Source organism: Flavobacterium sp. (assembly GCF_965284515.1).
Lineage (GTDB): Bacteria > Bacteroidota > Bacteroidia > Flavobacteriales > Flavobacteriaceae > Flavobacterium.
Genome location: NZ_OZ260089.1, coordinates 89,974 through 114,707, shown reverse-complemented (window position 1 = coordinate 114,707; position 24,734 = coordinate 89,974). Strand labels below are relative to the sequence as shown.

The 24,734-nt window shown below is 30.8% G+C and carries 20 protein-coding genes; 17 read left to right on the top strand and 3 right to left on the bottom strand.

Going from position 1 to position 24,734, the window contains the following annotated elements; translation table 11 throughout:
* The first annotated feature begins 1 nt into the window (after position 1).
* From cydB to ACQ65T_RS00415, 10 genes are all read left to right on the top strand, one after another.
* The gene (gene cydB, locus ACQ65T_RS00460; RefSeq protein WP_430399156.1) at positions 2 to 1,039 is read left to right on the top strand and encodes a cytochrome d ubiquinol oxidase subunit II; all 1,038 of its coding nucleotides are present in this window, start codon (positions 2 to 4) and stop codon (positions 1,037 to 1,039) included.
* A 98-nt stretch (positions 1,040 to 1,137) separates the two neighbouring features.
* Positions 1,138 to 2,598 (top strand): NAD(P)/FAD-dependent oxidoreductase, encoded by a 1,461-nt coding sequence (locus ACQ65T_RS00455; protein WP_430399155.1) that lies wholly within the window; start codon positions 1,138 to 1,140, stop codon positions 2,596 to 2,598.
* A gap of 62 nt (positions 2,599 to 2,660) precedes the next feature.
* Entirely contained in the window at positions 2,661 to 2,792 is a 132-nt protein-coding gene (locus ACQ65T_RS00450; RefSeq protein WP_264559400.1) for a hypothetical protein, read from the top strand.
* Between the two features lie 167 nt (positions 2,793 to 2,959).
* Complete coding sequence (locus ACQ65T_RS00445) at positions 2,960 to 4,273, top strand: TolC family protein (RefSeq protein ID WP_430399154.1); 1,314 nt, start codon at positions 2,960 to 2,962, stop codon at positions 4,271 to 4,273.
* A gap of 49 nt (positions 4,274 to 4,322) precedes the next feature.
* Positions 4,323 to 5,405, top strand: coding sequence for an efflux RND transporter periplasmic adaptor subunit (locus tag ACQ65T_RS00440; protein WP_430399153.1), 1,083 nt, complete (start codon positions 4,323 to 4,325; stop codon positions 5,403 to 5,405).
* A 22-nt stretch (positions 5,406 to 5,427) separates the two neighbouring features.
* Positions 5,428 to 8,646 (top strand): efflux RND transporter permease subunit, encoded by a 3,219-nt coding sequence (locus tag ACQ65T_RS00435; RefSeq protein ID WP_430399152.1) that lies wholly within the window; start codon positions 5,428 to 5,430, stop codon positions 8,644 to 8,646.
* A 12-nt stretch (positions 8,647 to 8,658) separates the two neighbouring features.
* Positions 8,659 to 8,964: a hypothetical protein gene (locus ACQ65T_RS00430; RefSeq protein WP_430399151.1), complete on the top strand. Its 306-nt coding sequence runs from the start codon at positions 8,659 to 8,661 to the stop codon at positions 8,962 to 8,964.
* A 12-nt stretch (positions 8,965 to 8,976) separates the two neighbouring features.
* Entirely contained in the window at positions 8,977 to 9,165 is a 189-nt protein-coding gene (locus tag ACQ65T_RS00425; protein WP_430399150.1) for a YgaP family membrane protein, read from the top strand.
* A gap of 110 nt (positions 9,166 to 9,275) precedes the next feature.
* On the top strand, positions 9,276 to 10,613 hold the full coding sequence (ffh, locus tag ACQ65T_RS00420; protein ID WP_430399149.1) for a signal recognition particle protein: 1,338 nt from the start codon (positions 9,276 to 9,278) through the stop codon (positions 10,611 to 10,613).
* 60 nt (positions 10,614 to 10,673) lie between these two features.
* Positions 10,674 to 11,555, top strand: coding sequence for a bifunctional 5,10-methylenetetrahydrofolate dehydrogenase/5,10-methenyltetrahydrofolate cyclohydrolase (locus tag ACQ65T_RS00415; RefSeq protein WP_430399148.1), 882 nt, complete (start codon positions 10,674 to 10,676; stop codon positions 11,553 to 11,555).
* Positions 11,556 to 11,603: 48 nt separating this feature from the next.
* Here the strand turns inward: ACQ65T_RS00415 and ACQ65T_RS00410 are convergent, their stop codons facing one another.
* The gene (locus ACQ65T_RS00410) at positions 11,604 to 11,807 is read right to left on the bottom strand and encodes a hypothetical protein (protein ID WP_430399147.1); all 204 of its coding nucleotides are present in this window, start codon (positions 11,805 to 11,807) and stop codon (positions 11,604 to 11,606) included.
* Positions 11,808 to 11,869: 62 nt separating this feature from the next.
* Entirely contained in the window at positions 11,870 to 13,465 is a 1,596-nt protein-coding gene (locus ACQ65T_RS00405; RefSeq protein WP_430399146.1) for a peptide chain release factor 3, read from the bottom strand.
* 168 nt (positions 13,466 to 13,633) lie between these two features.
* On the opposite strand from ACQ65T_RS00405, the gene ACQ65T_RS00400 reads away from it, so the two are divergent.
* The 5 genes from ACQ65T_RS00400 (at position 13,634) to ACQ65T_RS00380 (ending at position 19,352) form a co-directional block, all read left to right on the top strand.
* Positions 13,634 to 15,598, top strand: a complete 1,965-nt coding sequence (locus tag ACQ65T_RS00400) for a peptidylprolyl isomerase (RefSeq protein WP_430399145.1) — start codon at positions 13,634 to 13,636, stop codon at positions 15,596 to 15,598.
* A complete protein-coding gene (locus ACQ65T_RS00395; RefSeq protein WP_430399144.1) occupies positions 15,598 to 16,449 on the top strand; it encodes a hypothetical protein in 852 nt (283 codons plus the stop codon). The genes ACQ65T_RS00400 and ACQ65T_RS00395 overlap by 1 nt, the downstream gene beginning before the upstream one ends.
* Positions 16,433 to 17,791 (top strand): peptidylprolyl isomerase, encoded by a 1,359-nt coding sequence (locus tag ACQ65T_RS00390; RefSeq protein ID WP_430399143.1) that lies wholly within the window; start codon positions 16,433 to 16,435, stop codon positions 17,789 to 17,791. The genes ACQ65T_RS00395 and ACQ65T_RS00390 overlap by 17 nt, the downstream gene beginning before the upstream one ends.
* A gap of 94 nt (positions 17,792 to 17,885) precedes the next feature.
* Positions 17,886 to 18,839, top strand: a complete 954-nt coding sequence (locus tag ACQ65T_RS00385; RefSeq protein WP_430399142.1) for an AAA family ATPase — start codon at positions 17,886 to 17,888, stop codon at positions 18,837 to 18,839.
* 12 nt (positions 18,840 to 18,851) lie between these two features.
* Positions 18,852 to 19,352 carry a hypothetical protein gene (locus ACQ65T_RS00380; RefSeq protein ID WP_430399141.1) on the top strand — a complete coding sequence of 167 codons (501 nt, stop codon included), beginning with the start codon at positions 18,852 to 18,854 and terminating at the stop codon, positions 19,350 to 19,352.
* Positions 19,353 to 19,354: 2 nt separating this feature from the next.
* On the opposite strand, the gene ACQ65T_RS00375 is transcribed toward ACQ65T_RS00380, so the two are convergent.
* Positions 19,355 to 20,488: a hypothetical protein gene (locus tag ACQ65T_RS00375; RefSeq protein WP_430399140.1), complete on the bottom strand. Its 1,134-nt coding sequence runs from the start codon at positions 20,486 to 20,488 to the stop codon at positions 19,355 to 19,357.
* Positions 20,489 to 20,522: 34 nt separating this feature from the next.
* Between ACQ65T_RS00375 and ACQ65T_RS00370 the strand changes: the two genes are divergently transcribed.
* Positions 20,523 to 21,635: an acyltransferase family protein gene (locus ACQ65T_RS00370; protein ID WP_430399139.1), complete on the top strand. Its 1,113-nt coding sequence runs from the start codon at positions 20,523 to 20,525 to the stop codon at positions 21,633 to 21,635.
* 320 nt (positions 21,636 to 21,955) lie between these two features.
* A complete protein-coding gene (locus ACQ65T_RS00365) occupies positions 21,956 to 24,733 on the top strand; it encodes a bifunctional aconitate hydratase 2/2-methylisocitrate dehydratase (RefSeq protein ID WP_430399138.1) in 2,778 nt (925 codons plus the stop codon).
* Position 24,734 lies beyond the last annotated feature (1 nt).

Genomic DNA, 24,734 nt, shown 5'->3' with positions numbered 1-24,734 from the left:
CATGGAAACATTTTTAGGTATCGATTATCCAACACTTTGGTATTTAGTAGTAGGATTATTATTTTCAGGATATGCCATTTTAGAAGGATTTGATTATGGTGCCGGAGCTTGGCATTTATTTTTAAAAAAAGACATAAGTAGAAGAATTGCTATCAATGCAATTGGCCCTATTTGGGATGCTAATCAGGTATGGTTAATTATTGGTGGTGGCGCTTTATTTGCTGGTTTTCCAGTAATGTATGCAACCATGTTGTCGGCTATGTATATTCCATTTATGTTGTTTTTAATGTTGTTAGTTCTTCGTTCATCTGCCATAAAATTTAGAAGTGCCGAAGAAATGCTTTGGTGGAGAAAAACTTGGGATATAATTTATTTTGTATCTAATACTTTAATAGCCTTTTTGCTGGGTGTAGTTTTAGGAAATGTATTACAGGGATTTGAAATTGGCGAAAACTTTAGTTATCAAGGTGGCATTTTCTTTTCGTTTTTGAGTCCTTATGCTTTAATGACCGGATTTACTACTTTGTCAATATTCATGACGCAAGGAGCTATTTTCTTATTACTAAAAACGGAAGGACGTTTGCATGCTAGACTAACATTCTTATTAAAAAAAGGAATGATTTTTTTTATCGTTAGTTTTTCTATCACATCTCTTTATACATTAATCTATATTCCTGGTGTGACTGATAATTTTAAAAATAATCCACTATTCTTTATTTTACCTATTTTATCTTTTTTAGCAGTTGCTAATATTCCACGATTAGTGTCTAAAAAGAAATATTTTCATGCCCTAATTTTTTCTTCTTTAACAATGGCCTTTTTATTAATGTTAGTTGCTTTTCAGCTGTATCCTGTGCTATTACCTTCAACCATACATCCGGATCATAGCGTAACAATTTATAATGCGGCTTCATCTCAAAAATCATTAGGCATAATGCTAACTATAGTACTTATAGGAACCCCATTATTAGCTGGTTATTTTATTTTTCTATACAAAACGTTTTATGGAAAAGTTAAGCTAGATGATACAAGTTATTAATTTTCAAAAGTGTCTTTTTAAGGCACTTTTTTTATGTAACAAATGTTGCTGTCGTAAATATTTTAATAGTCTAATTTTGAATCACTAAACTAATCAAGATGTCAAAAATAGTAATATTAGGTGCAGGAATATCTGGTCATACAGCAGCTGCACATTTAAGAAGAAAATTAGGGAAAGAGCATGAAGTGCTTGTTGTTTCTCCTAATCGAAATTACCAATGGGTTCCTTCCAATATTTGGGTTGGAATTGGTAGAATGAAAGCCGAGCAATTAATTTTTCCATTAGAACCATTATACAAAAGAAAAGGAATTGGTTACAAACAAGCCAAAGTGGTTTCTTTTCATCCCGAAGGAAATAAAAATGAAGATAAACCATTCGTTTCTGTTGAATATGTGTTTGGAGAAAATAAAGGAACTCAAGAAAATGTTACCTATGATTATTTAATCAATGCAACAGGGCCAAAACTAGCTTTCGATTTAACAGAAGGTTTAAATCCAGGAACAAATAAAGCTTTTTCGGTTTGTACTTATGATCATGCTGAACACGCTTGGCACGGTTTAAAAGAACTTATTGATGAATTAAAAAAATCAGATAAAAAAGCTAAGATTTTAATTGGAACCGGACATGCTAAAGCAACTTGCCAAGGTGCAGCCTTTGAATATATTTTAAATGTAGAAAAAGAATTAGTTAGACACGGTGTTAGAGATAAAGTAGAAATAACATGGATTTCGAATGAAAATGACTTAGGTGATTTCGGAATGGATGGTATGTTAATGGATTACAACGGTTTCAATATGAAATCCAAAGACATGATTGAAATGATTTTTGAAGATAGAGGTATCAAGTGGATTTTAGGTGCTGGTGTCAATAAAATAGAAGATGGAATTGCTCATTATGAAAATTTAGAAGGAGAATATAAATCTGAAACCTATGATTTTGCGATGTTAATTCCTGCTTTTTCAGGTCACGGATTTAAAGCGTATGATAAAAATGATGCAGATATTACTGATAAATTATTTAAAGGATTTATGATAGTAGATGCCGATTATACTCCAAGACCTTACGAAGAATGGACAGTTCAAGATTGGCCAGAAACCTATCAAAATCCATCATATAAAAATATTTTTGCTCCTGGAATTGCTTTTGCTCCGCCTCATTCTATATCTAAACCAAGAAAGAGTAAAAATGGTACAGATATTTTTCCTTCACCACCAAGAACAGGTATGCCTTCTGGAATTACAGCAAGATTAGTAGCAGATAATATTATTGATAGTATTAAAGCTGGTAAAGAATCATTACATCATAAAGGTTCTTTAGGGAATATGGGAGCAGCTTGTATTGCTTCAGCTGGTTATGGTATGACAAAAGGAAGTGGGGTAAGTATTACTACCTATCCAATTGTTCCCGATTATAAAAAATATGGTGAAACAGGAGGAAGAGATATAAATAAAACATTTGGAGATATTGGTTTAGCAGGACATTGGGTTAAATTAGCTTTACATTATGCTTTCATATATAAAGCAAAAATGAAACCTTTTTGGTGGTTAATTCCTGAATAATCAATAGGAATTTATTAAAAAGTTATAATTCCTTATATCTAAATCCTAAAAAAATAAATAAAATGGCACAAAGAATATCAAACGCACAGCGTTCTAAAATGCAAAATCCGTTTTTACAATTTTTTAAATTTTTCTATTTAAACATTAGAATTATGAAAATTGTTGCTGGTGGGCATGGTGGAACAAGAAAGTAATAATCATTTTGAAGATGATGATTGTTTTTAGTTTTTATTGGTTAGTAAAAGAGCATTTGTAAAAATGCTCTTTTCTTTTTGTATCATAAGTTACTTTTCAGTGTAACACTTGTTACTGAATGTAGATTTTGGCTATCGTACTTTTGTTACTGTAAAATGATAAACCAATGAAAAAAATTAAAGTTTTAATAATCAGTACAATTGCAATGACTTCTTATATGGCTAATAGTCAAGATACATTGTCAATTTCTAAAAGTGAAGTACTTGAGAAGGTATTAGAAAACAATCTTCAAATTAAAGTAGCTGAAAAATCTTTTGAATCAGCACGTGGAGATTATCGTCAGTCCAATGCACTTTTCTTACCTAATATTAATGCTTCTTACACAGGAATTTCAACAACAAATCCTTTAATGGCATTTGGTTCAAAATTAAATCAGGAAATCTTAACGGCTTCTGATTTTAATCCAGCATTATTAAATGATCCCGATCAAATTCAAAACTTTGCAACTGTTATAGAAGTAAAACAACCTTTAATTAATATTGATGGGTTGTTAGGAAGACAAGCAGCAAAAGCAAAAATGAATGCTTTTCAGTTGCAAACAGAAAGAACAAAAGAATATTTAGAATTGGAAGTTTCTAAATCATATATGCAATTGCAATTGGCTTATAAAGCAGTAATCGTATTAGAAAAAGCAAACGCTACAGCAAAAGGTAATCTTAAAATGGTAGAAAACTATTTTAAAAACGGAATGCTTCAAAAAACAGATTTGCTAAATGTTCAAGTTAGAGTAAATGAAATAGCAAACCAATTGCAGTATGCTAAAAGTAACGTACAAAATGCATCAGATTATTTAGCGTTTCTTTTAAACGAAGATACAAATGGAAAAACATATAAACCTTCTGAAGAATTAGAAAGCACAATTGCAATTGAAAACATAAACACATCATTGTCAGATTCTAGAAAAGATATTCAAGCAATGGAAATGTCTTCTGAAGCATATCGTAAAATGTACCAATCTTCAAAATATGGTTTTTTACCAAGATTAAACGCTTTTGGAAATTATCAATTATATGACAGTAAATTTTTAAGTACAAATGCCAAAGGTTATTTGGTTGGTGCTCAATTATCTTGGGATGTTTTTGACGGATTTAAAAACATTGGAAAAACTCAAAAAGCGAAAGCCGACTTTCAAAAAGCCGAATTAGAAACAGAACAATATAAAAAACAAAGTCAGTTAGAATTAAACAAAAGTAATCGCCAGCTTTTAGATGCAGAAAACAAAGTAAATCTTTCAAAATTGGCTTATGAACAATCGCAAGAAGCTTTTAGAATTCTTCAAAATAGATTTACACAAGGTTTAGAAAAAACAACCGATTTGTTAATGTCTGAAACACAAATGGCTCAAAAAGAGTTAGAGTATTTACAAGCTGTTTTTGAATATAATTTTACCAAACAATATTTACAATTTTTAACGAAATAAAACCATGAAACCTAAAATTCACGAAAATCTAACTATAAAAACACTAAACATGAGAAAAAAAGCAATTGCAATATTAATAGTAGCTTCAACAGTATTTATTTCTTGTGGAGGTGATAAAAAAGAACAAGTAGCAAGTTTACCTGCTATTCCTGTAAAAGTTGCTGGAATTTCAGATAATAATACAAGTCCATATGTTTCTGCAAGTGGAAAAATTGAAGCAGAAAATAGTGCTAATTTAAGTACTAGAATGATGGGTTATGTAACTAAAGTAAATGTTAAAGTAGGACAAAAAGTTTCTCAAGGACAACTTTTAGTAAGTGTAAATAATACCGACTTACAGGCTAAAAAAGCACAAGTTAATGCATCTATAACACAAGCTCAAGCAGGTTATAATAATGCTAAAAAAGATTATGATCGTTTTGTAAATTTATTTGCACAACAAAGTGCTTCTCAAAAAGAGTTAGATGATATGACAGCTCGTTATGAAATGGCAAAAGCAGGTTTAGAGGCTGCAAAACAAATGCGTAACGAAATTAACGCACAATTTGCATATTCAAATATATCTGCTCCTTTTAGTGGTGTTGTAACTAATACATTTGTAAAAGAAGGAGATATGGCAAACCCAGGAATGCCTTTAGTAAGTATTGAAGGAGCAAAAAAATTACAAGTTACTGCAATGGTATCAGAAAGTGATATTGCTTTAATTACACAAGGAATGAAAGTAAATGTTTTAGTAAAATCTATCAACCAAGAAGTTGAAGGAAAGGTTTCTGAAATTAGTTTGTCAGCTAAAAATACAGGCGGGCAATATTTGGTTAAAATTGATTTAAACAAATCAGAAGCTAAAATTTTATCAGGAATGTTTGTTAATGTTCAGTTCCCTGTAGAAAAGAAAGAAAATGTAAAAGTTTCTGATAAAGTTTTAATTCCTGTGACTGCTTTGGTAAAAGAAGGACAGTTAACAGGAGTTTACACAATAGGTAGCGGAAATGTTGCTATTTTAAGATGGTTAAGAATTGGAAAAACTTTTGGAGACCAAGTAGAAGTATTGTCTGGTTTATCAGCTAATGAGCAATATATTGTTTCAGCTGATGGAAAGTTATTCAACGGTGCTAAAGTTAGTATTCAGTAATTGAAACTTAAAAAAAAAGAAAATGCAAGAAGGTATATCAGGTAAAATAGCCAATTTTTTCATGAACTCAAAGTTAACCATTTTGTTAATGGTGGCTTTAATGATAATTGGTTCATATAGTTCGCTCTTAATTCCTAGAGAAGAAGAGCCACAAATTAATGTTCCTATGGCCGACGTTATGGTTGGTTATCCTGGAGCAAGCCCAAGTGAAGTAGAAAGTAGAGTAATAAAACCACTTGAAAAAGTTATTGCTAACATAAAAGGAGTAGAGCATTTGCATAGTATGGCAATGAACGGTCAGGCTATGATAATTGTACAGTTTTATGTAGGTGAAAATAGTGAAGAATCTTATGTTAAGTTGTATGACGAATTGATGAAACATCAAGATATGTTTCCGCAAGGAGTTATGCAGCCTATGGTAAAAACACGTTCTATAGACGATGTTCCTATGCTAGGTTTAACGCTTTGGAGTGAAAAATATAATGATTTTCAATTACGCCAAATAGCGGAAGAAGTTACAAATGAAATTGAAAAAGTAAAAGATGTTGCCATTACAAAAGAAATTGGTGGTAGAACTCGTGAATTAAAGGTTGTTTTAGATAAAGATAAAATGGCTGAAAATGGTGTAGATGCGTTAAGCATTATGCAAATGATTCAAGCTAATAATGGAAGTTCACAATCGGGAAGTTTTGTTCAAAATGATACGGAATATTTAGTTACTACAGGAAAATTTTTAGCTTCTACTGAAGATGTTGAAAATCTAGTAATTGGAGTAAATAAAAACATGCCTGTTTATTTAAAGCAAGTTGCTGCTATTCAAGACGGACCTCAATCTCCTAAAAATTACGTTTCTTTTGGATATGGAAAAGCAAATGAAAAATTCTCTAATTATAAATCAGAATATCCAGCTGTAACTATTTCGGTAGCGAAAGTTAAAGGTGCCGATGCAATGAAAATTGCTGAAAAAATAGTAGCAAAAGTTGATGGTTTAAAGAAAAACATAATTCCTACAGATGTTCATGTAGAAGTCTCTCGTAATTATGGAGAAACGGCTTCGCATAAAGTGGGTGAATTGTTATTGCATTTAGGTGTTGCAATTATAGCGGTTACTATTCTTGTAATGTTAGCTATGGGCTGGAGAGGTGGATTAGTTGTATTCTTTTCTGTTCCTTTAACCTTCGCATTAACATTGTTTAGTTATTATTTATTAGGTTATACATTAAATAGAATTACTCTTTTTGCCCTAGTATTCGTTGTAGGTATTGTAGTTGATGATAGTATTATTATCGCCGAAAATATGCACAGGCACTTTAAAATGAAGCGACTTCCTTTTAAACAAGCTGCTATTTATGCGATTAATGAAGTAGGAAACCCAACGATATTAGCAACATTTACTGTAATAGCTGCTATTTTACCAATGGCATTTGTGTCTGGTATGATGGGGCCATATATGAGTCCTATGCCAATTGGTGCATCTATTGCCATGATATTATCGTTATTTGTAGCCTTAACAGTTACTCCTTATTTGGGTTACCATTTGTTACAAGAAAAAGATGACCAAGAACACAAAGAAGAAGAAGGTTTAGAAACGAGTAGAATTTATAAAATCTATAAAAAAATAGAGCAACCACTTTTAGATAATTCTAAAAAACGTAACCTTATGTTTTTAGTTACGATAGTTTTATTATTAGGCTCAGTAGCTATGTTTTTTACTAAATCAGTTACGGTAAAAATGTTGCCATTTGATAATAAAAACGAATTTCAAGTGGTTATTGATATGCCAGAAGGAACAACTTTAGAAAGAACTGCTGCGGTAACAAAAGAAGTTGCGCAATATCTTTCTACGGTTCCTGAAGTGGTAGATTATCAAAATTATGTTGGAGCTTCAGCACCTATTACGTTCAACGGATTAGTACGTCATTATGATTTACGTGGCGGAAGTAATATGGCTGATATTCAAGTGAATTTATTGCATAAAGCGGACAGAGACTTACAGAGTCACGATATTGCAAAAATAGTTCGTCCAGAAGTACAAAAAATTGGAAAAAAATATGGCGCTAATATTAAAATAGTTGAGGTTCCACCAGGACCGCCAGTATTATCAACATTAGTTGCTGAAATTTACGGTCCTAATTATGAAGACCAAATTAAAGTTGCAAATCAAGTAAAAACAATTTTAGAAACTACAGATGATGTGGTTGATACAGATTGGATGGTTGAAGCACAACAAGTAGAATATAGACTGGAAGTGGATAAAGAAAAAGCCATGTTAAATGGAATTGCACCACAACAAGTTGTAGGTAATCTAACTTATTTACTTCGCGAAATGCCAGTTTCTAATTTATATGATGAAAATTCTGTTGACCCGGTTGGAATTGTTCTAGCATTAGATGATTCAGACAAATCTTCTCTTCAAGAACTTCAAAACCTTAAAATTAAAGGAGGTCAAGGTAATGTTGTTTCGGTAAGTGATTTGGTAAAAGTTAAAATAGACACACTACAAAATACTATTTATCGTAAAGATCAAAAACGTGTAGTTTATGTATTGGCTGACATGGCTGGCGGATTAGAAAGTCCAGTATATGCTATTTTAGGGATGAATGAGAAGTTACAAAAAATGAAATTGCCAAAAGGATATACGGTTAATGAATTGTACACAGATCAACCTTCAGATGAAAGTAATTTTAGTGTTAAATGGGATGGTGAATGGCAAATTACATTAGAAGTATTCCGCGATTTAGGAGCTGCTTTCTTAGTTGTTATTATTGTAATTTACATGTTAATTGTTGGTTGGTTCCAAAATTTTAAAACACCAATGGTAATGATGGTTGCAATTCCACTATCGTTAGTTGGAATTGTATTAGGTCACTGGGTTCTAGGCGCCTTCTTTACAGCTACTTCTTTTATTGGAATGATTGCATTGGCTGGAGTTATGGTTCGAAACTCCGTCTTATTGATCGATTTTATAGAAATTCGATTAAATGAAGGTATACCTATAAAACAAGCTATTATTGAAGCCGGAGCGGTAAGAACTACACCTATTTTATTAACAACAGGAGCAGTAGTTATTGGAGCGTCAATTATTTTATTTGACCCTATTTTCCAAGGATTAGCAATTTCATTAGTTGCAGGAGCAATTGTTTCTACTATATTAACGCTATTAGTTGTACCATTAATATACTACATTACAGAAAGAAAAAAATGGGAGAATAAAGAAGTAGTAGAAGAAAATCAAAACTAAAATTTAAGAATCATGAAACTACTAATATTAACAGCGATCAAAGAGTTTGAAAAAGAAATCAAACAACAATTAAAAAAAGCAGAAGTAACTACGTTTTCATATAAAGACGTTATTGGTTTTCGAGATAGTACAGAAGATTCCCTAGAATCCAATTGGTTTTCATCTGAAATGAATCAATCGCAATCTATTTTGTTTTATGCTTTTGTAAAAAAAGAAAAAGTAGATAGATTATTTGAATCCATAAACAATTTTAATACAAAACAAGAAACGCTTTCACATATTCATGTGGTTGTTTTAAACATAGAAAAGTCAAATTAAAAATTAAAAAAAATGGTTAATAAACTAATTACAAGAATCGCAGGAATATTTATAATTATAAGTGTTCTATTAGGAATGTATGTAAATCCAAATTTTTATTGGTTTACTTTATTTGTAGGTGCAAATTTATTGCAATCATCATATACAAACTGGTGCTTAATGGGAGATATTCTTCGAAAAGTATTTAAAGTAAAAGACTAAATTAAAATCCCGACTTGTTCGGGATTTTTTTATGCTTCTTTGATATTTTAGATCTTTGTAACTTTGTAACTTTATACTATCTTTGCACCTTATAAAAAAGACTAAGAATTATGTTTGATAATTTAACTGATAAATTAGATAAAGCTTTTCATATTTTAAAAGGGCATGGTAAAATTACCGATGTCAATGTTGCAGACACTTTGAAAGAAGTTCGTCGTGCATTATTAGATGCCGATGTTAACTTTAAAATTGCTAAAGATTTTACAACAAGAGTAAAAGAGAAAGCAATTGGTCAAAATGTATTAACAACATTACAGCCAGGTCAATTATTGGTAAAAATTGTTAAAGATGAATTAACAGAATTAATGGGTGGAGATGTAGAAGGTGTAAATCTTTCTGGAAATCCATCTGTAATTTTAATGTCTGGTTTACAAGGTTCAGGTAAAACTACTTTCTCAGGTAAGTTAGCCAACTTTCTTAAAACCAAGAAAAACAAAAAACCTTTATTAGTTGCATGTGATATTTATCGTCCAGCGGCAATTAATCAGTTGCATGTTGTAGGAGATCAAATTGGTGTTGAGGTTTATTCAGAGCCAGAAAATAAAAATCCAGTTGAAATTGCTCAAAATGCAATTAAACATGCAAAAGCAAATGGGTTTAATGTAGTAATTGTCGATACAGCTGGTCGTTTAGCTATAGATGAGCAAATGATGAATGAAATAGCTGAAGTGCATAAAGCTATTCAACCACAAGAAACATTATTTGTTGTTGATGCAATGACGGGGCAAGATGCCGTGAATACTGCAAAAGCATTTAATGACAAGCTAAATTTTGACGGAGTTGTTTTAACGAAGTTAGATGGTGATACTCGTGGTGGAGCTGCAATTTCGATTAAATCGGTAGTTGACAAGCCTATTAAGTTTGTTGGTACAGGTGAGAAAATGGATGCAATAGATGTGTTTTATCCTAATCGTATGGCAGAACGTATCCTTGGAATGGGAGATGTTGTTTCTTTGGTTGAAAGAGCTCAAGAACAGTATGATGAAGAGGAAGCAAGAAAATTACAGAAGAAAATTGCAAAAAATGAATTTGGTTTTGATGATTTCTTAACTCAAATTCAACAGATTAAAAAAATGGGTAACATGAAAGACCTTGTTGGAATGATACCTGGGGCTGGAAAAGCACTAAAAGATGTTGAAATAGAAGATGATGCTTTCAAGCATATAGAAGCTATAATTCACTCTATGACTCCTTTAGAAAGAACTAAACCTTCTGTAATTGATGTTAAACGTAAAGCTAGAATTGCAAAAGGTTCTGGTACAAGTATTGAACAAATAAATCAATTAATGAAGCAGTTTGACCAAATGGGCAAAATGATGAAAATGATGCAAGGCGGAGGTGGAAAGAACATGATGCGAATGATGCAAGGCATGAAAGGAATGAGATAATGTATAAGACGCAATTTTTTGCGTCTTATTTTTTTATAAACAACACACAACTATACAACAATGATTTTATTAGACGGGAAAAAAGTTTCGGAAGATATTAAAAACGAAATTACAGCTGAGGTTAATATTATGAAAGCTAAAGGGGAAAAGGTTCCTCATTTGGCAGCAATAATAGTCGGAAACGATGGTGCAAGTTTAACTTATGTAGGTAGCAAAGTAAAAGCTTGTGAAAGAGTAGGTTTTGAGTCTACTTTAATTAAAATGCCTAGTACAACTTCTGAAACAGAATTGCTTAAAAAAATTAAGGAATTAAATGAAAATGATGACATAGATGGATTCATTGTTCAATTGCCTTTACCTAAACAAATTGATACTCAAAAAGTTTTAATGGCTGTAGATCCAAGTAAAGATGTTGATGGTTTTCATCCTGAAAATTTTGGAAAAATGGCCTTAGACATGAGTACATTTATTCCAGCAACTCCATTTGGAATTTTAGAACTTTTAGAGCGCTATAATGTTGAAACTAAAGGAAAACAAACAGTTGTAATAGGTAGAAGTCATATTGTAGGTAGACCAATGAGTATTTTAATGGGAAGAAAAGGTTTTCCTGGAAATTCAACAGTAACATTAACGCATAGTCACACAAAGAACATTAATCAAATTACAAGTCAGGCAGATATTATCATTACAGCATTAGGTGTTCCTAATTACTTAAAAGCGGAAATGATTAAGGATGATGCAGTTATTATTGATGTTGGAATTACTAGAGTTCCAGATGAAACAACCGAAAAAGGGTATAAAATTACTGGTGATGTTGATTTTGAAAATGTTTCTAAGAAGGCATCATATATTACTCCAGTACCTGGTGGAGTAGGTCCAATGACAATTGCAATGTTGTTAAAGAACACTTTACTAGCAAGGGAAAGAAGAATGAACGAATAGTTTGAATTATTATTAATAAAAAAAGCACACTTTAAAGTGTGCTTTTTTTTATTTTGTTGCAAATTGTTTTCTATTCTTAAAATAATAAAACATAAATGCTATACCTATAATTGTTAACCAAATTAATTTGGTATTAATTGGAACTGGTGGTGGGTCATCATCTGCTGGTGGATCAATAGGCTGAGCTACACTAAGAAAGCTGATAAAAGCCATCATAACAGTAGCTAAGAATTTAAAATTAGTAAATTTCATTAGTATTTTTTTTTTAGGTTAATGGGGCATTTAATTTTTCATAACACAAGTATATTAAAAAATTATGAATTATGAAAATCTGAAGTAAAAAATAATTTTACACTTGGATATTTTTGTTTAGTCATTTGTATAGAAAACTCGCTGTCAGCTAAAAACACTAATTGACCGTATTTGTCAATACCAAGAAATTTTTGCTTTATTCTCTTAAACTCTCTAAATTCTTCATTTTTTGGATCTTCTGGTTTTACCCAACAAGCTTTGTATGCAGGGAAATTTTCATAACTACATTTTGCTCCATATTCATGTTCTAATCTGTATTGAATTACTTCATATTGAAGCGCTCCAACGGTGCCAATAATTTTTCGTCCATTCATTTCTAATGTAAACAATTGGGCTACTCCTTCATCCATAAGTTGGTCAATTCCTTTTTCAAGCTGTTTAGATTTTAACGGATCTGAGTTATTTATATATCTAAAGTGTTCAGGAGAAAAACTAGGTATTCCTTTGTAGTTCATTTTTTCTCCTTCAGTTAAAGTATCTCCAATTTTAAAATTACCTGTATCATGAAGTCCAACAATATCTCCTGGGTAAGATATGTCAACAATTTCTTTCTTCTCAGCAAAAAATGCATTTGGGCTAGAGAACTTCATATTTTTCCCATTTCTTACATGCAAATAGGGTTTGTTTCTTTCAAAAGTACCTGAAACAATTTTAATAAATGCTAACCTATCTCTGTGTTTAGGATCCATGTTGGCATGGATTTTAAATACAAACCCAGTAAATTTTTCTTCATCAGGTTTAACAAGTCTTGTGTCTGATTCTTTTGGTCTTGGTGTAGGGGCAATTTCTATAAAACAATCTAACAATTCTCTAACTCCAAAATTATTCAATGCAGATCCAAAAAAAACAGGCTGAAGTTGTCCAGCTAAATATTCATCTCTATCAAATGGTGGGTAAACTTCATCAATTAATTCTAATTCTTCTCTTAATCTTTTAGCGGGCTTTTCGCCTACAATATTATCAAGTTCTGGATTGTTTATGTCAGAAAAAGCAATTGTTTCTTCAATATCCTTTCTGCTGTCGCCTGAAAACAGGTTGATGTTTTTCTCCCAAATATTATAAATACCTTTAAAGTCGTATCCCATCCCAATAGGAAAACTTAATGGAGTAACTGTAAGGCCAAGTTTTTGCTCTACTTCATCTAATAAGTCAAATGCATCTTTTCCTTCTCGGTCTAATTTATTAATAAAAACAATAATAGGTATTTTTCTCATTCTACAAACTTCAACAAGTTTTTCAGTTTGTTCTTCGACACCTTTCGCAACGTCAATTACTACAATTACACTGTCAACAGCTGTAAGGGTTCTAAATGTATCTTCTGCAAAATCTTTATGTCCAGGAGTATCAAGAATGTTTATTTTTTTGTCTTTATAGATAAAAGCTAATACCGAAGTTGCTACTGAGATTCCTCTTTGTCTTTCAATTTCCATGAAATCAGAAGTAGCGCCTTTTTTGATTTTATTGCTTTTTACTGCACCAGCCTCCTGAATAGCTCCACCAAACAACAATAACTTTTCTGTTAAAGTTGTTTTTCCTGCATCTGGATGTGATATAATTCCAAAGGTTCTTCTTTTAGCAATTTCTTCTTTAAATCCCATTTTGTTTTATTTAAGAGAGTGCAAAATTAATGTATTAATTTAAATATCTAAAACAGAATGCTGCTAATGTGTTTTTGTGAGAAAATAAAATTTTGTTAATAGTAAATAGAAACTTGCTATATACATAGGAATTGCTATTTTTGTTGATTGCAAATTAAAATTTATATTATGAAATATTTATTTAAACTTATATTACTTATTGCTTTTGTTCAAAATGGGTTTTCACAAGAAAAACAAGCCTTATTTACAATAGATAATGCTAAATATTATTCTGATGAATTTATTAGAGTTTATAATAAAAATTTAGATTTAGTTAAAGATGATTCTCAAAAAGACTTAGATAAATATCTAGAACTTTTTGTTGGGTATAAATTAAAAGTTCAAAAAGCATACAGATTAGGGTTGCATTTTAATACAAAGTATCAAAACGAATTAATGTCTTATAGAGGTCAATTGGCTAAAAATTATATGAATGATTCTAAAGTTACTAATGAGCTGGTTGAACAAGCATATGAAAGAATTAATAAAGAAGTAAAAGCATCACATATTTTAATATTAGTTGATGAAAATGCATCACCTGAAGACACATTAAAAGCTTATAATAAAATTAAAAATGTTTATCAATTATTAAAGGAAGGGAAAAAATTTGAGGAAATTGCGCAGCAATATTCAGAGGATCCATCAGTTAAAGATAATAAAGGTAATTTAGGCTATTTCTCTGCATTTAGAATGGTTTATCAGTTTGAAAATGCTGCATTTAACACTACTGTAGGTCAATTTTCAGCTCCTTTTAGAACAAAATTCGGTTATCATATAGTAAAAGTAACTGATTCTCGAAAAAATAGAGGGGAAGTAACTGTAGCTCACATCATGATTTTAAAGCCATCAGTGCCTGATGCTGCTTTACATGAAAAAGCAAAACAAACTATTGAAGATATTTATAAAAAAATTCAGCAAGGTGAAAATTTCGAAAGTTTAGCAAATCAGTTTTCGGAAGATAAGTCAACCTCTGGAAAAGGAGGGGTATTGCAGCGTTTTGGATCAGGACAATTGGCTTCTGAAAAATTTGAGGAAGTTGCTTTTAGCCTGAATGATAAAAATGAGATTTCTAAACCTTTTGAGTCTCAGTTTGGTTGGCATATTGTTAAGTTAATTGATAAATATCCTGTACAATCTATTCAAGAAATGAGAACTGAACTTGAAAGTAAAGTAAGAAAGGATGAAAGATCTTTAATCATTACAAATTCATTAGCAACTAAGTTAAGAAAAAAGTATTTGTTCACTAAAAATGAAAAATTAATTCAAAAAATAAAAAAGGTTGTAAATGATGAGTTTTATTCTCAAACATGGGAAATGCCCGAGAATAAAAAAGAATTAAGTGGTGAGATTGTAGTTTTAAATAAGGATAAGAAGTTATATTCTCCTTCATTTATTAATTATATTTTTAGTCAGCAAAAATCAAATATTAAAATCAAACCTGTTAATGCTTTGGTTGATTATCTTTTTGAAAAATGGATGGATGAGCAGTTGATTAAATATTATGATGAAAACTTGGAGAATGAGTTTGTAGATTTTAAAAATATTGTTGAAGAATATAGAGATGGATTGTTGTTGTTTGACTTAATGGAGAAAGAAATTTGGGATCGTGCTAAAACAGATACTGTTGGTTTAAATTCGTATTTTAAGAATAATGCTAAAAACTATATGTGGTCAAATAGATATGACATAGATGTTTATTCTTCAACTAGTCAAAAAGTGATTGAGAAGACAAAATCGTATTTAAAAAAGAATAAATCTACAGATTATATTAAATCAAAAATTAATAAAAAAGGAGTTGTTGATGTAATGGTTAAATCTGGTTTGTTTGAAGAAAATCAAGATGTTCTATCTGAATTTAAAACGCCACAAAAAGGGGTTTCTGAAATCGTAAAGAAAGGTAATTATTATTTTGTTTTGAAGATAAAAGAAGTCAAACCCTCACAAGAAAAAACTTTAGATGAGTGTAGGGGAAAAGTAATAAGTGATTATCAGCAATTTCTTGAAAATAATTGGGTTGATGAGTTAAAGAAAGAATTTAAAGTAGAAATAAACCAAGACGTATTTGCAAAAGTTAAAAGCCAAATTTTAAAATAATGCATAAATTTCTTCAATATTTTCTTTTACTCTTTTTAGTTTCTTCTTGTACTTATTTTAAAAAGCCACAAGAACCTGAGGCTATAGCTAGAGTTGGTGAAGTCTATTTGTACAAAAATGATATTAAAGATTTGGTTCCAAAAGGAACGTCAAAAAGCGATAGTATTGCAATTGTAAAATCTTACATCGATAGATGGGCTACTCAAAAAATATTGTATAATGCAGCTGAGTATAACCTTTCAAATAATCAAATGGAGAGTTTTACTGACTTGATTAATCAGTATAAAATTGATTTGTATACAAAAGCATATTTAGAAGAATTAGTAAAGCAACAAATAGATACAGTAGTTACAGAGGCTCAAATTAATTCATATTATGATTTAAATAAACAATATTTTAAGAATTCTTCCGAATTAATTAAGTTGAGATATATTAATTTAGTTAAAGAAAATCAAAAGTTAGATAAAATTAAATCAAAGTTTAGTTCCTTTACAAAAAATGAAAGGAAAGATCTTCAAGAGCAAGCAATTCAGTTTAAGAGTTATGCTTTTAATGATTCAATGTGGGTAGATATAAATCAGGTTTATGAAAAATTACCTTTTATAAATGTAAATAATAAAGACCAATATATGGTTCCCGGGTTGAATTTTCAATATCCAGATTCAACATCGGTTTGGTTAGTAAAAGTTAATAATGTGTTGTCTAAAAATGAAGCAACACCATTACAGTTCCTAAGACCAACAATTAAACAGGTTATTATAAATAATAGAAAATTAGAATTAGTTAAAACAATAGAAAAGGAAATAACAAATGATGCGATTAAAAATAACAAATATGAAATTTATAAATAAAAGCATAATTGCTCTTACTTTATTATTAAGTTCGTCAATACTATTTGCCCAAAACAAAAAACAGAAAGTTGACGGTGTAGTTGCTGTTATTGGTGATTATGTGGTGTTAGATTCAGATATTGATTTAGAATTCATTCAACTTAAAGCGCAAGGTGTAGATATCAAAAATATTACACGTTGTGAATTGTTTGGTAAACAACTAGAAGATAAGTTATATGCGCATCATGCCATTCAGGATAGTATCGTAGTAACTGATGAAGAAGTATACAGCTACATGAATCAACAATTAGACGCAATGGTTGAGCAAGTAGGTTCTTTAGATAAAGTTGTAAAATTTTATAGAAAGAAAAACGAAGAAGAGTTTAAAAACTATTTTTTCGATATTATAAAGCAAAACAAATTGACTACTCAAATGCAAAATAAAATTGTAGATGAGGTTACTATTACTCCCGAAGAAGTTAGAAATTTTTTTAAAGAAATTCCAAAAGATGAGATTCCAGTTTTTGGAGCTGAAGTAGAAGTTGCTCAAATTGTTGTAAAGCCTGTTGTAACTCAAGAAGAAAAGCAAGCTACTATAGATAAATTAAATGCTATCCGTAAAGATGTTATAGAAAACGGATCAAGTTTTTATAGTAAAGCCGTATTGTATACCGAGGATGAAGGTTCTTCATCAAGTGGAGGTTTTTATAAGATAAACCGTAAAACTGGTTTTGTAAAAGAGTTTAAAGAAGTAGCGTTTAGTTTAGGAGAAGGAGAAATTTCAGAGCCTTTCGAAACGGAATTTGGATATCATATTATTATGGTTGAAAAAATTAAAGGTCAAGAGGTTGAATTAAGACACATTTTAATGAGTCCTAAGGTTTCAAGTGATGCATTAGCAGATGCTAAAGAAAAAATAGAACAAATAAGAGCTAAGATTGTAAACGGAGAAATTAGTTTTGCTGATGCAGCAAAATCTTCATCTGACCAAAAAGAGACAAGAAATAATGGTGGAGTTCTTTTAAACCCTAGAACTATGGAATCGCGTTTCGATTTAACTAAAATGGATCCAACATTATACAGTCAAATTTCTAACTTTAAAGTAGGTCAAGTTTCAATGCCCATTTTAGATGAAGAAAGAGGAGTTGGTAAGTTTTACAAAATCATTACTGTTAATAACAAAACAGAAGAACATCCGGCAGATTTTGCTAATGATTATTTAAAAATTAAAGACTTAGCTTTAACGGATAAAAAAATTAAAGCAATTGCTAAATGGACAGAAGAGAAAATCAATGAAACATATATCAGTATTAATGCTGATTATAAAAATTGTGACTTTACAAATAATTGGCAAAAAAAGTAATTCAATATAAAATTTAAAACCCTTCAACATGAAGGGTTTTTTTATGCTTTTTTTTCTTATTTTAGTGGTTCCAATATAATAAATTCCAATATATATGTCTGACGTTGCAACTATTCAACAATTAGTACAAAAACAAAAAGAATTAAAGCAAGAAATTGCAAAAGTCATTGTGGGGCAAGATGAAGTGGTAAACCAAATTATACTAAGCGTATTTGCTGGCGGACATGCTTTGTTAATTGGAGTCCCAGGTTTGGCTAAAACACTTATGGTAAATACAGTATCACAAGTTTTAGGATTAAACTTTAAGCGTATTCAGTTTACTCCCGATTTAATGCCTTCAGATATATTAGGAAGTGAAATATTAGACGAGAACCGACAATTTAAATTCATCAAAGGGCCTATCTTCTCAAATATCATCTTAGCAGACGAAATCAATCGTACGCCTCCTAAAACACAAGCAGCTTTATTAGAAGCTATGCAAGAACGAGCGGTAACGGTTGCAGGTCATCATTATCAATTAGATTTACCTTATTTTGTTTTGGCAACACAAAACCCTATTGAGCAAGAAGGAACGTATCCTTTGCCAGAAGCACAGTTAGATCGTTTTATGTTTGCTATAAAATTAGAATATCCAACATTTGATGAAGAAGTAAATGTTGTAAAAGCAACAACTTCAAATCATAAGCCACAAGTAAAAGCATTATTTACAGCTCAAGAAATTATCGATTTTCAAAATGTAATTCGTAAAATTCCAGTGGCCGATAATGTTATTGAATATGCGGTAACTTTAGTAAGTAAAACTCGTCCGGATAATGCTTTAGCAACCGATTTTGTAAAAACGTATATCGATTGGGGAGCTGGACCAAGAGCTTCTCAAAATCTTATTTTAGCTGCAAAAACACAAGCGGCTTTAAACGGTAAATTTTCTCCAGATATCGAAGATGTTCAAGCAGTGGCAACAGGAATCCTTCGCCACAGAATTATCAAAAACTACAAAGCAGATGCTGAAGGAATTACAGAAGAAGATATTGTTAAGAAGTTATTTTAAAGATGAACTATTATGAAAAAGAACTTTTTAATTTTATTATTTGTAGCTTCTTTTGTAAATGGTCAAAATAGTAAAAAGTTAACTTTTGATAATTTGAAACCATTTTTAATAGACTTCCTGTATGAAAAGAATCAGTTGACTTCAGAAAGGGTTGATGAATTAAAAAAAGGTGAATATGATTTTTATTTAAGAGGATTGTTTAATGATAAACATGATGGAGAATTAGTTAATGGTGTTTATGCTTTTTCTAATTTTAGCTCACATTCTAAAGCTTTTTTTGTTTTAGTAGAAAATAATGAATTTACAATTTTAGATTTGGATAACAGAGAAGGTTTAGATGTTTCAATTAAAAATATTTTAGACTTTTCTGAAAGAAGTAAATATTGTGTTTTAATTACTTCAGAAATATTGACAAGGTTATTAAATGTTTTCTATAATAAAAACGTTAATCCGTTAATTGGCCAAGATATTAATTGTATTAGAGGTGTTGTTAATTTTAAAGACTTGCCTTAATTTTATTTTCTAATCTTTTCCTCCAATTCCTTATCATAAAAAAACAGAAACATACTTCCCATCATGTCTTGGTCAATTGCAGAAGTGTTGTTTACTTCTAAAACCAACTCGTATTCATGGTTTTCATACAACCAAATTCCATCTACTGAAGAAAAAGGTTCTACTTCTATCAATCCAATTTTATTGGCATAGTTTGAAACATTACTTTTAAATATATTTTGCTTCGTTGTTTTGTCGTATAAAGCAATTGATGTAGTAAATGGATGTACATGTATGGCAGAAAAATGCAATCTCAAACTGTCTTTTAGTTGTAATTGCGAATTTATAGCGCTTCTATAACTGTTTATTCCTTTTGGAATAACCCAATGTCCAGAAAGCATGTTTCCATTTCCATCATCATAACTATGGTTTTTGGTTTCCACAGGAATACATTGGTTACTCGCTGGATCTAGCGGCATTTTAAATGGATCTTGTTTGTTATAAGGCAACTGAATAAAAACGGTTTTACTCATTAAAGGCTTTTGTGTTCCATTGTATTTTTCATTTTTAACGGTAACCAAATGCTTTATTTTTTTATAAACAGGTTTCTGATTATGGTTTAAAGCTTGAGTGGTTATGAATAAATGTTCGTTTCCTTTAATAGGAACACCATAACCTTTAGGAAAATCAAAACTCACAAATCCGTTTGATAAAGAAGTTAGTCTGGGATATTGTTTACCAATTCTATCGTTTAAATTCCAATTTCCATAATAACTAATGTCATTTAAATCAACATTCATGTGACAAATGAAATCATTGCTAATTACTTCATTTGTTTTGGCATCTAACGCTTTTACATCAAAACCTGTAATCCAAAGTGTTTCATTGCTTTGATTCAATTGAATGTATCGCGAAGATTTCGGGCCTTCCATCGATTTATAAATAGCATCAATTATAAAAGTAGGTGAAAGCATTTTGTATTCTTTTGAATCGGTTTCAACCAACCAATTATTGTCAACTAATCCTAATTTATGGACTAATGTTGTTTTAATGATGGCTTTATGTCTGTTGGAAAGTAAATTATAGGTAATAATTCCAAAAAGACTAGAAAGAATAAAAGTGAAGCCTAAATATTTATATATCTTTGAATTTCTCAAAATTAATAGTTTGATATTCACAAAAGTAGGTAAAATGAATACAGATATACAAAATAATCAACGAATTTTTGGACTAGATGTTGTTAGAGCAACTGCAATTGCAATGGTTGTTTTTTCGCATGTGTATTACTTAATTGACAGTTCAAATCCTTTATTGATATCGGTAAGCGGATTGTTTGGTTTTTTTGGTGTTGAGTTGTTTTTTGTTTTAAGTGGTTTTTTGATTGGAACGATATTATTAAAAAAATACATTAATGAAACGTTCTCGGTTAAAGAAATTTTTATTTTTTTAAAAAGAAGATGGTTTAGAACTTTACCAACGTATTATTTGGTTTTGGTGCTCAATATAATTGTTGCATTAATTTTTGGTTATTCAATTGATGGTTGGGCTGCTTATTTTGTGTTCTTTCAAAATTTTATCGATTATAAAATTAATTTTTTTACCGAATCGTGGAGCTTGTCTGTAGAAGAATGGACGTATTTATTAATTCCGTTTGTATTGTTTTTTAGCTGGACTGTTTTTAAAAAGAATAAAAAAATCAGTTTTATTGTGACTGTTATATTGTTGATTCTGTTTTTTCATATTTTACGTTATTTCGTTTATGTAGAAAATTCATTTTCAGATATGACTTCTTGGAATTCCAATTTGAAATCATTAACTATTTACCGTATTGATAGTATTTTGTTTGGTTTTGTAACCGCTTGGTTGCATATGTTTTATAAAGATTTCTTACAGAAATATAAAGGTTATATGTTTATTGTTTCATTGCATTTGTTTTTGTTTCAATTTGTTGTGATGAATGTCTTAGGTTTTGATATTGTGGCAACACCTTTATATTATAAAGTGTTCTATTTTACACTTACTTCCTTTACGATATTTTTAGCTTTGCCACTGTTTGTTTATTGGAATACTTCTCAAACTATTCTAGGAAAACCGATTCAATTGATAAGTAAAATTTCATATAGTATGTATTTGTTGCACTATAGTATTATTACAGTGCTTATGAAATATGTTATTAGTAATTTGAATATTCAACTTTCAAATGTTGTCATAATCACGACTTCCATGTTTATTACCATTTTAAGTTCCTATTTATTGTATCGTTTTTATGAAAAACCTTTGATGAATTTAAGAGATAAATATTAGGCTTAAATTTCTTTATATTACTAAAATGATAGGTTTTAGATGTAATTTTTGAGATATTAATAATATTAATTATCGAAATTACGAATTATTCAATAAAGATTGTTTTTTTGAGTTTTTATTGAAGGATATTCATCGAAATAGAATGTTTATAAATAATTATTCTTAGAATCTTTACTTTTATTAAAAATTTTTAAATCTCATTAAGATTTATTAAATTTGTGCGGCTTTGGCGAATAGTAAACGCAAAAAACCTAGATATTACGGCTTTTAATTTTGAAATGATCGAGGATATCGCCTTTAACATTGAAAAGACATCTATTATGAACACTTACAACGATTATCTTAACGAAATCGAAAAACGAAAAGGTCTAGGACTTCACCCTAAACCTATTGATGGCGCTGAATTATTAAGCGAAATCATTGCGCAAATAAAAGATTTAAATAATGTAAATAGAAAAGATTCTCTTAACTTTTTTATTTATAATGTTGTACCGGGCACAACAAGCGCAGCTGATGTAAAAGCTAAATTTTTAAAAGAGATTATTCTTGGTAATGAAACAGTTGCAGAAATATCGAAAGACTTTGCTTTTGAGTTATTGTCTCATATGAAAGGTGGAGCTTCAATTACCATGCTTTTAGACTTGGCTTTAGGTAATGATGCAGCTACTGCAAAACAAGCAGCAGAAGTATTAAAAACACAAGTGTATTTATACGAAGCAGATACAGCTCGTTTAAAAGATGCATATAATGCAGGTAACGCTATTGCGAAAGAGTTGTTAGAAAGCTATGCTCAAGCAGAGTTTTTTACTAAACTTCCTGAAATAGAAGAGAAGATAGATATCGTAACATTTATCGCTGGAACAGGTGATATTTCTACGGATTTATTATCTCCTGGTGCAGATGCACACTCTCGTTCAGATAGAGAATTACACGGTCAGTGTATTTTTGAACACAACAAAGAGATGCAGAAAGAATTAACTGCATTGAAAGCACAGCATCCAGATAAGCGTGTTATGTTAATTGCTGAAAAAGGAACAATGGGTGTAGGTTCTTCGAGAATGTCAGGGGTTAATAACGTAGCATTATGGACAGGTATTCAGGCTAGTCCTTATGTGCCGTTCATTAATATCGCTCCAATTATTGCAGGAACAAACGGAATTTCTCCAATATTCTTAACTACGGTAGGTGTAACTGGTGGTATAGGTATTGATCTTAAAAACTGGGTAAATAAAACAGATGCTGAAGGAAATATTGTGAGAGATGAAAACGGAGATGCTGTTTTAGAACAAAAATATTCGGTTGAAACTGGAACGGTTTTAACAATCAATACAAAAGCAAAAAAATTATACCACGGCGATATCGAACTTAAAGATATTTCTACAGCTTTAACGCCACAAAAAATGGAGTTTATTAAAGCAGGTGGTTCTTATGCTGTTGTTTTTGGTAAAAAATTACAAACTATAGCTTGTGGAATTTTAGGAATAAGTATTCCAACTGTCTATGCGCCTTCTAGAGAAATATCTGTTGAAGGTCAGGGTCTAACTGCAGTTGAAAAAATATTCAACAAAAACGCAGTTGGAACTACACCAGGTAAAATTTTACATGCAGGTTCTGATGTTCGTGTAGAAGTAAATATTGTAGGTTCTCAAGATACTACAGGTTTAATGACTTCTCAAGAATTAGAAGCAATGGCTGCAACGATTATTTCTCCAATTGTTGATGGAGCTTACCAATCAGGATGTCATACGGCTTCTGTTTGGGATGATAAGTCGAAAGCAAATATTCCTAAGCTGATGAAGTTTATGAATGATTTTGGATTAATCACTGCTCGTGATCCTAAAGGACAATATCCTGCAATGACGGATGTAATCCACAAAGTATTAAATGACCTTACGGTTAGTGATTGGGACATCATAATTGGTGGAGATTCACATACTCGTATGTCTAAAGGTGTTGCTTTTGGAGCCGATTCAGGTACTGTTGCATTAGCTTTAGCGACAGGTGAGGCAACGATGCCAATTCCGGAATCTGTTAAAGTTACTTTTAAAGGAGAAATGAGAAGCTTCATGGATTTCCGTGATGTAGTCCACGCTACGCAACAACAAATGTTGAAGCAATTTGGCGGTGAAAATGTTTTCCAAGGAAGAATTATTGAAGTGCATATTGGAACTTTAACTTCTGATCAAGCCTTTACATTTACAGATTGGACTGCAGAAATGAAAGCAAAAGCTTCTATTTGTATTTCAGAAGATGAAACATTAATTGAGTCATTAGAAATTGCAAAAGGTCGTATCCAAATCATGATTGATAAAGGAATGGACAATCATATCAATGTTCTACAAGGTTTAGTTGATAAAGCGAACACTCGAATCCAGGAATTGAAAACGGGTACTAAACCGTCTTTACGCCCAGATGCTAATGCGAAGTATTATGCAGATGTAGTTATTGATTTAGATCAAATTGCTGAACCAATGATTGCTGATCCAGATGTAAATAATGATGATGTATCTAAACGTTATACACACGACACAATTCGTCCACTTTCTTTCTATGGAGGAACTAAAAAAGTAGATTTAGGTTTTATCGGTTCTTGTATGGTTCACAAAGGAGACATGCAAATCTTAGCTCAGATGTTAAAGAATATAGAAGCGCAACATGGTAAAGTAGAATTTAAAGCACCTTTAGTAGTAGCTCCACCAACTTATAATATCGTTGATGAATTGAAAGCAGAAGGCGATTGGGAAGTATTACAAAAGTACTCTGGTTTCGAATTCGATGATAATGCACCAAAAGGGGCTGCTCGTACTAAATATGAAAATATGTTGTACCTAGAGCGTCCGGGTTGTAACTTATGTATGGGTAACCAAGAGAAAGCAGAACCAGGAGATACTGTAATGGCTACTTCTACACGTTTATTCCAAGGAAGAGTTGTGAAAGACTCTAGTGAGAAAAAAGGGGAGTCTTTATTATCTTCAACTCCTGTTGTAGTTTTGTCAACTATTTTAGGAAGAACCCCTACTATGGAAGAGTACGAAGCAGCAGTAGACGGAATTGTATTAACGAAGTTTAAGCCGTCTCAAAAACAATTAGTTGGATAGT